12 protein-coding genes are annotated in these 11,912 nt (G+C 47.2%); 7 read left to right on the top strand and 5 right to left on the bottom strand.

The features are described from left to right. Nucleotides 1–81 precede the first annotated feature (81 nt). The 3 genes from L3C95_RS24320 to L3C95_RS24330 all read left to right on the top strand — a co-directional run bounded on the left by L3C95_RS24320 (nt 82) and on the right by L3C95_RS24330 (nt 2,494). Nucleotides 82–729 (top strand): HAD family hydrolase, encoded by a 648-nt coding sequence (locus L3C95_RS24320; protein ID WP_236391618.1) that lies wholly within the window; start codon nt 82–84, stop codon nt 727–729. Nucleotides 730–1,216: 487 nt separating this feature from the next. Then, entirely contained in the window at nt 1,217–1,849 is a 633-nt protein-coding gene (locus L3C95_RS24325; protein WP_236391621.1) for a DUF4136 domain-containing protein, read from the top strand. Between the two features lie 24 nt (nt 1,850–1,873). Then, nucleotides 1,874–2,494 carry an outer membrane beta-barrel protein gene (locus tag L3C95_RS24330; protein WP_236391623.1) on the top strand — a complete coding sequence of 207 codons (621 nt, stop codon included), beginning with the start codon at nt 1,874–1,876 and terminating at the stop codon, nt 2,492–2,494. A 64-nt stretch (nt 2,495–2,558) separates the two neighbouring features. Here the strand turns inward: L3C95_RS24330 and L3C95_RS24335 are convergent, their stop codons facing one another. The 3 genes from L3C95_RS24335 to pyrF all read right to left on the bottom strand — a co-directional run bounded on the left by L3C95_RS24335 (nt 2,559) and on the right by pyrF (nt 5,771). Then, nucleotides 2,559–3,590, bottom strand: a complete 1,032-nt coding sequence (locus L3C95_RS24335; RefSeq protein WP_236391626.1) for an FAD:protein FMN transferase — start codon at nt 3,588–3,590, stop codon at nt 2,559–2,561. A 46-nt stretch (nt 3,591–3,636) separates the two neighbouring features. Continuing rightward, nucleotides 3,637–4,815 carry an acyl-CoA dehydrogenase family protein gene (locus tag L3C95_RS24340; RefSeq protein ID WP_236391629.1) on the bottom strand — a complete coding sequence of 393 codons (1,179 nt, stop codon included), beginning with the start codon at nt 4,813–4,815 and terminating at the stop codon, nt 3,637–3,639. Nucleotides 4,816–4,943: 128 nt separating this feature from the next. Then, on the bottom strand, nt 4,944–5,771 hold the full coding sequence (gene pyrF / locus L3C95_RS24345) for an orotidine-5'-phosphate decarboxylase (protein WP_236391631.1): 828 nt from the start codon (nt 5,769–5,771) through the stop codon (nt 4,944–4,946). Nucleotides 5,772–5,995: 224 nt separating this feature from the next. On the opposite strand from pyrF, the gene L3C95_RS24350 reads away from it, so the two are divergent. Next, nucleotides 5,996–6,865, top strand: a complete 870-nt coding sequence (locus L3C95_RS24350) for a sugar phosphate isomerase/epimerase family protein (protein ID WP_236391633.1) — start codon at nt 5,996–5,998, stop codon at nt 6,863–6,865. A 12-nt stretch (nt 6,866–6,877) separates the two neighbouring features. Next, a complete protein-coding gene (locus L3C95_RS24355; protein WP_236391636.1) occupies nt 6,878–8,233 on the top strand; it encodes a Gfo/Idh/MocA family protein in 1,356 nt (451 codons plus the stop codon). Between the two features lie 70 nt (nt 8,234–8,303). Here the strand turns inward: L3C95_RS24355 and L3C95_RS24360 are convergent, their stop codons facing one another. Then, entirely contained in the window at nt 8,304–9,401 is a 1,098-nt protein-coding gene (locus tag L3C95_RS24360; RefSeq protein WP_236391640.1) for an Mrp/NBP35 family ATP-binding protein, read from the bottom strand. A gap of 168 nt (nt 9,402–9,569) precedes the next feature. Here L3C95_RS24360 and L3C95_RS24365 point away from each other — a divergent pair, with 168 nt between their 5' ends. Both L3C95_RS24365 and L3C95_RS24370 read left to right on the top strand, forming a co-directional pair. Then, nucleotides 9,570–10,235, top strand: a complete 666-nt coding sequence (locus L3C95_RS24365; RefSeq protein ID WP_236391642.1) for a carboxypeptidase-like regulatory domain-containing protein — start codon at nt 9,570–9,572, stop codon at nt 10,233–10,235. Nucleotides 10,236–10,272: 37 nt separating this feature from the next. Then, a complete protein-coding gene (locus L3C95_RS24370; protein ID WP_236391645.1) occupies nt 10,273–11,175 on the top strand; it encodes a 3-hydroxybutyryl-CoA dehydrogenase in 903 nt (300 codons plus the stop codon). 140 nt (nt 11,176–11,315) lie between these two features. On the opposite strand, the gene L3C95_RS24375 is transcribed toward L3C95_RS24370, so the two are convergent. Next, nucleotides 11,316–11,912 (bottom strand): IMPACT family protein, encoded by a 597-nt coding sequence (locus tag L3C95_RS24375; protein ID WP_236391648.1) that lies wholly within the window; start codon nt 11,910–11,912, stop codon nt 11,316–11,318.

Below are 11,912 nucleotides of genomic sequence, written 5' to 3' on the forward strand. Positions count from 1 at the left end.
CAGAATATATTCAGGATATCTTATTATCTTGTAACAATTTATATTTTTCCTTAATCTATAAAATAGACTACCTTTATCCACATGAAGACTGCTGCTGTTAAAAATTATTCCAATCTGGTGTTTGATCTGGGTGCTGTGCTGATAGACTGGAATCCGCGTTATCTCTATAATAAGGTCTTTTCAACAGCCGCAGAAACTGAGTTTTTCCTCACCAATGTCTGTACCTCTGCCTGGAATGAGGAACAGGATGCCGGCAGAAGTCTGCAGGAAGCCACCGAGATGCTGATATGCCAGTTTCCAAAGTTTGAGGCCGAAATACGGGCTTATTATGGCCGCTGGAAGGAGATGCTGGGCGGGCCTATCCAGGAAACTGTGGATATTTTACAGGAACTGAAAGAAAGTAACCAATATAAGCTTTACGCACTGACCAACTGGTCCAATGAAACATTCCCCCTGGCGCTTTTGAATTACCCTTTCCTGCAATGGTTTGACGGTATTGTGGTATCCGGCAGGGAAAAGATCCGTAAGCCGGACCCTGCGTTTTATAATCTACTGCTGGACCGCTACCAGCTGGACGCCTCGTCAACCCTTTTTATTGACGATAATGAGCGCAATATACGCGGCGCTGCAGCCTGTGGTATAGATGGTATCCATTTTACGTCTGCAGGGCAATTAAAGGCCATATTAGAGGAAAAATCGATCCTTCCTATCTCTTTACATCATTCCTGAATTTTTATGTCACGGGGTTGAAAACCCGGCGTTCAAACGCACGATCGGCCAGGGCGGACCGATTGATGTTTTGTTTCCCGATTTTATTACCCGGGGTTGAAACCCCGCGCTACAAACGCACCGCACCTACGGAGCCGATTGCCGCGTATAATTGTGTTATGTTCCAGTGGGTCCTCGGTTACACACACGCGATCCTCGGCCGCGACCAGTTGCCTTTATTATTACATACATTCCCCGGATTAATACAATACACTGGATAAGATTACGTTACATGCTTCTGCCTGCCTGAAGAATGTCTCCCTTATTTTAGGAATACCTTAACATTTCGCAGATAAACTTCATGTAACATCACCAGTTCAAATACGTTAAAAGATTGTGCTGCTCTGCAACCAGCTGTTGGCACACTTACTGTTATATCATACGTAACAGCCTGTCTCATTTCCTCCCTCTACCTGCTGAAATAGCAACAAAATAAAAACCCGTGAATATGAAAAGAGTAATGTTATTAATGAGCGCAGCATTGGGCCTGGTATTGTCATTCAGCAGTTGTGGCAAAGATCCACTTAAAGACATGACAGAAGAAGAATCAAGAATCTACGTAACAAACCGCGCAGACAGTGTCGATTTTACTTCCTACAAGACCTTTAGTATTGTCGACTCCGTAGCGGTCGCCAGTAATTCCAATAACGATGAGCGTGCGTTGACGGACTATGACAAAAAACTGATTGCAGACGTGACGCAGTCGCTGACGGCAAGAGGATACACACAGGTGAGCAGGGCTGCTAAACCAGACCTGGCTGTGAACCTCACCCGGATTGACAACACTTACAGCGCTGTTTACTATGACCCCGGCTATTGGAGCGGCATAGGTGGTTATTTCGATCCCTTCTACTGGGGGTACCCAGGCTACGGCTATTACTGGCCAACCTACTACCAGGTGTACCAGAAAGAACGCGCAGTGTCCATCGACATTGTTGACCTGAAAAACGCAAAGAACAATCAGCTGGTGGCCGTATGGAATGCTATGCTGCGTGGCAGCGGCGTATGGAACATCAGCAACGTTGATAGTATGGTATCTGCTGTTTTTGCACAGTCTACTTACCTGAAGGCAAACAATTAATGATTCACTTTAAAAGAGACAGAGATGAAAAGTATGAAGCTTTGGATATTGACAATGATCGCTTTCCTGGGAGTACAAACTGCTTTTTCACAGGTACGCTCCCCTTTATCCATTAACGTAGATTATTCTATAGGGCAACCTCTCGGTTCGCTGAAAGATTATACCGATAAAACAAGTTTCCGCGGCTGGCGGGCAGGCATCCAATACCAGTTAAATGACCAGCTGGCGGTGGGCCTCAGAAGCGGCTATCAGCAGTTCTATCAAAGACTGCCTCGCGCAGTGTATCCTACAAAGAGCGGGGATATCTCAGCTGTGCAATCCCGTTCACTGGAAGTTACGCCAATACTGGCTACTGTGCAGTATCAGCTGACCAAACCCGATCGCGCCATCATTCCATATGTGGGATTAGGTGTGGGTACAGTAAATATGTTGTACAACAAATACTGGGGGGAATTTACAGACAGGGACAACAGCTGGCAATTTGCCGCTTCACCTGAAGTAGGTATCAATATTCCTTTCGGCAAAGGCTCTCCGGTGCTATTCAATGCCAGTGTGCAATACACCTATTCGCCGTATAAGCTGCAGGAAATTACAAACTATAATGTAGTACAGGCCAACGTGGGGCTGCGGGTACATATTAACTAAGTAGGCATATTCTATAAAAAACCACTTTTCCGATGAAGGTCCTGTATCACTACAGGGCCTTCTTTTATCTGATCAGCAGCTTCTCAAAGCCGGGAGAAAAACGTTCCCGGATTTTCCCCTGTTCGTCTTTGTAGATAAAATATGCTTCCAGTCCGTATTCCGGATGTTGTGCGATAAATGATAGTCCATGCTCCACCCCCATCAAGATCAGTGCATTGTCATATCCATCTGCCGTGATCGCGTCTCCCGCTATAACCGTTACACTCACGATGTTGCTATGCAATGCCTCACCTGTAGCCGGGTTGATGCTATGTGCAAAACGGGTGCCCCCCTGATCGAAGAAACGACGGTAATTGCCGCTGGTCGTGATGGCTTTGTTATCCATCGCCAACAGTGCCTGCACGGGATATGCATTATCGTCTGTTGCGGGACGCTCGATACCCACTGTCCAGATTTTGCCATGCTGATTATGCCCTTTGCTGCATAATTCACCACCAACATCCACGAGATAATTCCCGATCGCTTTCTGTTCAAGTAAGCGGGCCATTGCATCTGAGGTATATCCCTGTGCAATACCGTTACAATCAATCTCCACACCTTTTTTCTTCTTTATAAGTTGCTGGCTGCGGATCTCTAAATACCCGTACCCCACATACGACAGGATGTGCCGTAAAGTATCGGCTGCCGGTACCTTTTGTACTGCAGGTTTGTGCACACCAAATCCCCAGGCATCTACAAGCGGCTTCACCGTAATATCAAAGGCGCCGTTCGTTGCTTTGCTGATCTGTAATGCCCTTGTTACGACTGCCTGCATATGATGATCCATATGCACTGCATTTCCTTCATTAAAACGGTTGATAAGAGAGCCCGGCTTATACAGGGACAATGACTGGTCTATCTCTGCAAAAACGGAGTCGATCGCGTGCTGCAGAGAAACGGTATCGTCAGAAAGATATTTGATGATATAATAGGTGCCCTGTGCTTTTCCTTCCAATGTCACCAGTCGCTGGGCAAAAGTGGTGGCACTGATGCAGAAGAAAAACAACAAAATGGCCAGTTGTTTTATAATTGCCAATCTATCCGTAATAGTATGCATGAACCTCGTAGCTGAAATTTTATTCGCGGAAAGATAGACAATTGCATCAATGAAATGCATCCAGGCCGGTGATATCATGCCCGGTGATCAGTAAATGAATTTCATGTGTGCCTTCATAAGTGATCACACTTTCCAGGTTCATCATATGGCGCATGATGGGGAATTCGCCGGTGATACCCATTCCTCCTAATATCCGGCGGGCTTCCCTGGCGATGTTGGTGGCTATTTCGCAGGCATTACGCTTGGCCATAGAGATCTGGGCAGGAGTGGCTTTCCCTTCGTTTTTCAGCACGCCGAGGCGCCAGTTCATGAGTTGGGCTTTAGTAATCTCCGTGATCATTTCCGCCAGCTTTTTCTGAGTGAGCTGGAAACCGGCAATGGGTTTATCAAACTGAATACGCTCTTTAGCATATCGTAAAGCGGTGTCATAACAATCCATCGCAGCACCTGTTACTCCCCAGGCAATTCCGTAACGGGCAGAAGAAAGACAACTGAGCGGGCCCTTGAGACCTTTCACGTTTGGCAGGATATTCTCTTTTGGCACCTTTACATTGTCGAATACCAGCTCACCCGTAGCGCTGGCCCGGAGGCTCCATTTACCTTTGGTTTCCGGCGTGGAGAATCCTTCCATTCCTCTTTCCACGATGAGGCCTCTTATCACGCCTTCTTCATCTTTTGCCCATACAACTGCTATCTGTGCAAAGGGAGCATTGGAGATCCACATTTTGGAGCCATTCAGGATAACGTGATCGCCTGCATCTTTAAAGTGGGTGATCATACCGGAAGGATTGGAACCGAAGTCCGGTTCGGTCAGTCCGAAGCAACCCATCCACTCTCCCGTAGCCAGTTTAGGCAGGTATTTGCGTTTCTGTTCTTCGCTGCCGAAGGTATAGATCGGGTACATTACGAGGGAGCCCTGTACTGAGGCGGTAGACCTTATCCCGCTGTCCCCTCTTTCCAGTTCCTGCATCATTAGTCCATAAGCGATATGGTCCATACCGCCGCCGCCATATTCCTGCGGAATGGTCGGGCCAAAGCAGCCTAATTCGCCTAAGCCCTTGATAATCTGTGAAGGAAAGGTAGCGTGCTGGCAGGCATCTTCAATAACAGGCGAAACTTCTTTTTTCACCCATTGCCGTACGGCGTCACGTACCATCAGATGTTCTTCGGTCAACAAATCGTCTATGTGGAAATAATCGGGGGATTGAAACAGGTCTTTAAGCATGTGGAACACGTTTTATAAGTCTTTCTCAATTTAAGACTTCATCCACAAAAAAAGTCCATAGTCTGAAGAACATTCCCAAATGGACCATTCTACTGACTATGGACTGCATTATGCCAGGCAACAGCCGTTTAGCTGTCTGCCAATGTCTGTTTTGCTTCCAGGCACTCCGCCATTTCCTGCTGCAACTGCAGGGCGGCAGCGCGGGCATCATTGGCAAAGTCTTCGCCATTACCCGCGTAAATGATTGAACGGCTTGCATTTACCAGCAGACCGCAGTCTTTGTTCATTGCCTGGGAGGAAATCTCCTGCAGGTCGCCACCCTGGGCGCCAACACCTGGTACCAGGAAGAAATTGTCCGGCACCAGCTGACGGATATAACCTAACTGCGACGTCTGGGTAGCGCCTACCACAAACATCAGATTATCAGGCGTTCCCCAGTTCATAGCGGCTTTCATTACCTTTTCATAGAGGTACTCATCGCCAGACTGCTGTAACTGGAAGTCCTGGCTGCCTTCATTGGAAGTGAGGCCCAGCAGGATGGTCCATTTTTCGTTGAAAGACAGAAAAGGCAGTACACTGTCGCGGCCCATATAAGGCGCTACAGTCACTGCATCGAAATTGTATGTTTCAAAGAATGTTTTGGCGTATTGTGTGGAAGTATTGCCTATATCACCACGCTTGGCGTCAGCAATGGTAAACAGGCCGGAAGGGATGTACTCCACCGTGCGTTGCAGGCTTTCCCATCCGCGGATGCCCATACACTCGTAAAAAGCAGTATTGATCTTGTAGGATACACAAAGATCCTTTGTCGCGTCAATGATCGCTTTGTTAAAAGCAAATACCGGGTCAGGATGAGAGAGTAAGTGGCGGGGAATCTTGTGAAGATCTGTGTCTAATCCCACACAGAGATAAGATTGCCTCTCCTTTATCAGATTCACCAGTTCCTGTCTGTTCATAAATGATTGATTTGGGGCGCAAAGTTAAGTAAAACTTAAGCAATGCCGTTTGAAATGAAAATATTAGCAAATTCTGGAATACTATTTCCGGTCTTATATAAATATAGTAAAAAGATTCTGAAAGTGCCTGACGGGTTTATCCGCATACCGCTCATCCCCCACCCATTTGGATTTTTAAAATAATGTTCCTAACTTTTGACCACCGCGTTCATGAAAAAAATGATATGAAAAACTATTCCGGATTGATATTTTTAGCCCTCTTCCTTTGTGCTTTGCAATCGAATGCACAAGTGAAGGCTCCCCAGGTTGGCGTTGCTACCTCGCGCATGAATGATAGTTTGTTACATGCTGCCGGCTATGATTACATTGAAGAAACTGTACAGAAACTGCTGTCTCCCGCCATCCCGGAAGATACATTTCGCCTCCATCTTGCGCAATTGCGGAAAATGCAGTGTAAGGTACAGGTATGTAATGTCTTTTTCCCGGGGGAAATCCGGCTCACAGGTAATAATGTCAACGAGCAACAGGTACTCACCTATGTAGACGGTGTAATGGCCAGGGCCAAACGGGCAGGCATCCACGTAATCGTATTAGGCAGTGGTGGCTCCCGCAAACTGCCGGATAATTATAATAAAGATACAGCCACCCTGCAGTTCATCGACCTATGCCGCAAAATGGCGGTCGTAGCGGGGAAATACGATTGTGTTATTGCCATTGAGAACCTGAACAGCACCGAGACCAACTTTGTGAATACCCTGGCAGAAGCAGATGCCATTGTAACAGCCGTACACCATCCCAATTTCAAGCTGACGGCCGATATTTATCATATGCTGAAGGAACATGAATCGCCCGATATGATCAGAAAGGCAGCGAAGAACCTGGTGCACTGTCATATTGCAGAAAGAGAGAAAAGAACGGCTCCCGGTTCTACCGGCAACGATGTAGCGCCTTATATCGCTGCACTGGCAAGTATTCATTATACCGGCAGGATCTCCCTGGAATGCCGCTGGGACAATATGCCGCAGCAGGGAAAACCAACGCTGGAGTATATGCATGACCAGATAAAAACGGCCTATAAACTGTCAAAACTTTAAATCTATATAGAAATGAAATCACGTCGTGAATTCCTGAAAGATTCCCTGCTCACCGGCGCAGGTGTTACACTCAGCGCAATGGGGCTGCCTGCCAGCAGCTACGCCCGCATTATGGGTGCCAATGACAGGGTCAACGTAGGACTCGTAGGATTTTCTGATCGTGCGAGACAAACCCTGCTCCCCTGCTTCTTCAATAACAGTAAGGAGCTGAACTTCGATCTTATTGCCGTATCAGATATCTGGAATCGCAGACGTGAGGAAGGAAAGGCATTTCTGCAGGGTAAAGCAGGACATGACGTTAAGGCCTGCATTAATAATGACGAATTATACAAAATGAAGGACCTGGACGCGGTGATCATTGCTACTGCCGATTTCCAGCACGCCTTTCATACTATTGAAGCTGTAGGTAACAGAATGGATGTATACTGCGAAAAACCATTCGCAGAAACCATGGACGATGCCCGTAAAGCACTGAAAGCAGTGAAAGCTTCCGGAAAGATATTCCAGGTGGGTACACAGCGCCGTAGTGGCGACAGCTATCATGCTGCCAACAATTTCATCAAGGAAGGCAAATTCGGTCCTATCACTATGGTGGAAATGACCTGGAACGTGAATCAACCGGGACGCTGGCGCAGACCTGCGCTGGTAAACGAGATCCGCGAGTCAGACGTTGACTGGCAACGTTTCCTGGCTGGTCGTCCGAAAGACAAATGGGACCCACGTAAATACCTGGAATACCGCCTGTTCTGGCCTTATTCCTCCGGTATCTTCGGTCAGTGGATGACCCACCAGATCGACACCGTACACTGGTTCAGCGGTCTGAAACACCCTCGTACCGCAGTAGCTAACGGCGGTATTTACATGTGGAAAGATGGCCGTACCAATGCCGATACCATCACAGCGGTATTCGAATACGGTCCTGAAAATGATCCAACCACCGGTTTCCAGGTAGCTTACAGCTCCAGGTTCTCCAACTCTGCCGGCGGTATCAAGGAAATGTATTATTCCAATGGCGGTACCATCGATATTGACAAAAACAAGATCGCACCTACCGGTGGTCTTACAGAAAGAGAGGCACAGGAAATGGGCTTACATGCTAACCTGCTGCCTGAAATGACACTGTCTGCCAATGAAACCAAAGCAGCTACCGGCGCCAACATGGGAGGTGATCCGCTGACAAATGCCCACATGCGCAACTGGATGCAGAGCGTACGTGACCGCAAACCCGCCAATGCGCCTATTGAAGCAGCTTACTCTCACTCCATTGCCCTTATTATGGCAAATGCGGCCTATCGCACCGGTCAGAAAGCTACTTTCAACGAAGCGACCCAGGAAGTAATGGTGGGTGGCAAGCCATTCGTATTGTAATTGTCTTCTCTGCTATAATGAAAAAAGCCCTGCGCTGTAGCGCAGGGCTTTTTCTTTGCATATTTTACGCTTATACAAAGACCTCTACGATCTTTGTAGGCGGTACATTCGCGTTTCTCATCGCAATGTTACGGGCTACCATGCTGGCGAAGCCCATAAATGCCAGCTGGGTGGCACTATCTCCGCCCACCATAGCCGGGATACCGTCATCACCGCCTTCGCGGATGCTCTGCACCAGTGGTATCTGACCCAGGAATGGTATTTCCAGCTGTTCTGCGAGACGTTTACCACCTTCCTTGCCGAATATGTAGTATTTGTTGTTCGGCAGTTCCGCCGGTGTGAAATAAGACATATTTTCCACCAGTCCGAGGATCGGTACATTGATCTGTGAACCGCCAAACATGGCAATACCTTTCTTGGCATCTGCCAGTGCTACGTCCTGTGGAGTGGTCACCATCACCACACCTGTAACCGGCACTGTCTGCACCAGGGTCAGGTGGATATCACCCGTACCCGGAGGAGTGTCAATTACCAGGTAATCCAGTTCTCCCCAGTTCACGTCTGTAAGGAACTGTTTCAGGGCGCTGCTGGCCATAGGGCCACGCCATACAACTGCCTGCTTTTCATCTATCAGCGACCCGATGGACATCAGTTTGATACCGTGTTTCTCCAGGGGGACGATCATGCCTTTACCTTCCACTGTTTCCATCATCGGACGTTCACCGCGTACACCAAACATAATGGGTACGGACGGGCCGTAAATATCTGCATCCATCAGTCCTACCCTGGCGCCGCCTTCAGACAGGGCCAGAGCCAGGTTAGCTGCTACAGTGGATTTACCCACACCTCCTTTACCGGAAGCTACAACGATGATATTTTTTACGTTTGGTAATACACTTCTGCCATCTTTCCTGTTGGAGTTTACGTTGGCTGTCATATTCACCTGAACTTCCGCATCCTTACTAACAAGGTGATGTATTGCATTCACACAGGCATTCCTGATCAGATCTTTCAGCGGGCAGGCGGGGGTGGTCAGGACAACCGTGAACTTCACCTTATTACCATCAATCTCAATATCTTTTACCATATTCAGCGTTACCAGGTCCTTTCCCAGATCAGGCTCTTCCACATTGCTCAAAGCCTTCAATATCTGCTCCGTTGTGATCATAAATAGTTGTTAATTTTAATTCCAGAATGCAAAGTTAACCCAATTGCGACTTAATTTGTCAGCGCTGTCATAGTTTTTGTCGATCTCTTTTCCATTCATCATCTATAATGACTGGAATACAATCCTATGGCGACTGTTTTAAAACAAATAATTTATCTTAGAGGCGGCATGAACAAAAAGAGTACCTACATACTGCTATTTTTCCTGTTTTTTCCTTTCCTGCTGAAAGCCCAACTCTCGCAGTTCAAAGACAGCATTATCCAGATTTCCGGTATTACCATGACGGCAGACAGCTTAAGAGCTGTACCGGCGGTAAGTATACTGGTGCGAGGCCAGCACCGCGGGACTATTTCCAACAGCCAGGGTGTGTTCTCGATCGTTGCATTTAAAGGGGATACCCTTACCTTCAGTGCAGTGGGTTTCAAGAAAAAAGATTTTAAGATCCCGATGAATCTGCCGGGAAACAATTACTCTATGATTCAGCTGCTGGTAGACGACACAACTTATCTGCCGGTTACTATCATTAAGCCTTATCCTACGAGGGAAGAATTTGAGAAAGCGTTCGTCAGTTCCGACATCCCGGACGATGAATACGAGCTGGCACGTAAGAATACGGAAGAGGCCCGTATGCGCGCACTTTCACGTTATATACCCCCGGATGCCCGCGAGGCGACCAACATGTACATGAACAAACAGGCGCAGTCGCTGTATTATGCTGGTCAGCAGGCTCCACAAAATATTCTTAATCCCCTTGCCTGGGCCCAGTTCATTCAGGCCTGGAAGCGGGGTGACTTTAAGAGTAAGAATAACAATAAGTACAGTTATGGTTATTAATCTGGCTTAGCTCCATCTCTTAATAAATCAATACACCATGCAACAAATTGCTGTCATCGGCGCCGGTACCATGGGAAATGGTATTGCGCATGTATTTGCACAGAACGGTTTTAAAGTCAACCTCATTGATGTTTCTGCCCCTGCACTGGAACGTGCCCTGCAGACAATTGAAAAGAACCTCGACAGGCAACTGGCGAAAGGGTCTGTTACAGAAGACATTAAGCATCAGACCTTACAGAACATCAGCACCTTCACTGACCTGCCTGCCGGTGCAAAAACCGCAGAACTGGTGGTGGAAGCGGCTACTGAAAATGTAGATCTGAAACTGAAGATCTTCAGGGAACTGGACGCTCATACGTCTCCCGACGCCATACTGGCCACCAATACTTCTTCTATTTCCATTACCCGTATTGCCGCGGCTACACAAAGAGCAGGTAAGGTGATCGGTATGCACTTTATGAATCCGGTACCGGTGATGAAACTGGTAGAGATCATTAATGGCTATGCCACCGAGCAGACTGTTACGGCTAGTATTGTAACGTTGTCAGAGCAACTGGGTAAAGTGCCCTGCGTGGTAAATGATTATCCCGGCTTTATTGCCAACCGCATCCTGATGCCGATGATCAATGAGGCCATTTATTCACTATATGAAGGCGTGGCCGGTGTAACAGAAATAGACACCGTCATGAAACTTGGAATGGCGCATCCGATGGGGCCATTACAGCTGGCCGACTTCATAGGTCTGGATGTATGCCTTTCTATCATGCGCGTATTGCATGATGGTTTCGGCAATCCGAAGTATGCGCCTTGTCCCTTACTGGTAAATATGGTTACCGCAGGTTATCTGGGCGCCAAGAGCGGCGAAGGGTTTTACAAATATGAGAAAGGAAGTAAAGACCTGTTAGTCAGCGAAAGATTCGCGAAAGAAGTGCATATTTAAACCGCAGGGGTCAGGAATACGGATAATAACCTTATATGCAATAAGTAGTACAGCATAAGCGGTATGACATTATTGCATTGAAGCACCACCTGGAGTGGCATATTCATCATACACGGTATATTTTAATTCCTGACCTCTGTTTATATCTTTTTTATCTCCAGTCCCCTGATATCATTCAGCTTTAACAACGTTAACTCCTGCACTGCTTTTGGAATACCAATTTCCATCTCACAAAACAGCTGTAATTCCTGCATATATATGGTACAGTTCTGCTGTTTCAGAACGGTCATGATCTCATTCATGATAGTATAATCAAAGCTCAGGCGAAATTTCGCCTCCACATTTTTCTGTACTACAGGAATAAGCTGTAACACCATAGCGGTAGACATCTTATACGCGTTGATAAGCCCGGGCGCGCCCAGCAGCGTACCGCCGAAATAACGTACCACTACCACCAGTACATCCGTCAGCTGTTTACTGTCTATCTGCCCCAGAATGGGTTTACCGGCAGTACCGGAGGGCTCACCATCATCATTTGCCCTGAACTGTAATCCGTCAGTACCCAGGCGGTATGCAAAACAATGATGGGTGGCTTTGGGGTGCTCTTTTTTCACTTCCTGCAGACAATCTTTTACCTGATCCACTGTTTTTACAGGCCAGGCATATGCAAGGAATTTGCTGCCCCTGTCTTTGAATTCTGCGGTTGCTGTTTTCTCTATAGTAAAATAAACTTCCAT

This window comes from Chitinophaga filiformis (assembly GCF_021646545.1).
GTDB classification, from domain to species: Bacteria; Bacteroidota; Bacteroidia; order Chitinophagales; family Chitinophagaceae; genus Chitinophaga; species Chitinophaga filiformis_A.

What these genes read in the sequence shown, in the direction of transcription:
- L3C95_RS24325 (WP_236391621.1), top strand. Translation starts at nt 1,217, where the DNA reads ATGAAAAGAGTAATGTTATTAATGAGCGCAGCATTGGGCCTGGTATTG.
- L3C95_RS24335 (WP_236391626.1), bottom strand. Translation starts at nt 3,590, where the DNA reads ATGCATACTATTACGGATAGATTGGCAATTATAAAACAACTGGCCATT.
- L3C95_RS24365 (WP_236391642.1), top strand. Translation starts at nt 9,570, where the DNA reads ATGAACAAAAAGAGTACCTACATACTGCTATTTTTCCTGTTTTTTCCT.
- L3C95_RS24340 (WP_236391629.1), bottom strand. Translation starts at nt 4,815, where the DNA reads ATGCTTAAAGACCTGTTTCAATCCCCCGATTATTTCCACATAGACGAT.
- pyrF (WP_236391631.1), bottom strand. Translation starts at nt 5,771, where the DNA reads ATGAACAGACAGGAACTGGTGAATCTGATAAAGGAGAGGCAATCTTAT.
- L3C95_RS24320 (WP_236391618.1), top strand. Translation starts at nt 82, where the DNA reads ATGAAGACTGCTGCTGTTAAAAATTATTCCAATCTGGTGTTTGATCTG.
- L3C95_RS24360 (WP_236391640.1), bottom strand. Translation starts at nt 9,401, where the DNA reads ATGATCACAACGGAGCAGATATTGAAGGCTTTGAGCAATGTGGAAGAG.
- L3C95_RS24350 (WP_236391633.1), top strand. Translation starts at nt 5,996, where the DNA reads ATGAAAAACTATTCCGGATTGATATTTTTAGCCCTCTTCCTTTGTGCT.
- L3C95_RS24375 (WP_236391648.1), bottom strand. Translation starts at nt 11,912, where the DNA reads ATGGAAGTTTATTTTACTATAGAGAAAACAGCAACCGCAGAATTCAAA.
- L3C95_RS24355 (WP_236391636.1), top strand. Translation starts at nt 6,878, where the DNA reads ATGAAATCACGTCGTGAATTCCTGAAAGATTCCCTGCTCACCGGCGCA.
- L3C95_RS24370 (WP_236391645.1), top strand. Translation starts at nt 10,273, where the DNA reads ATGCAACAAATTGCTGTCATCGGCGCCGGTACCATGGGAAATGGTATT.
- L3C95_RS24330 (WP_236391623.1), top strand. Translation starts at nt 1,874, where the DNA reads ATGAAAAGTATGAAGCTTTGGATATTGACAATGATCGCTTTCCTGGGA.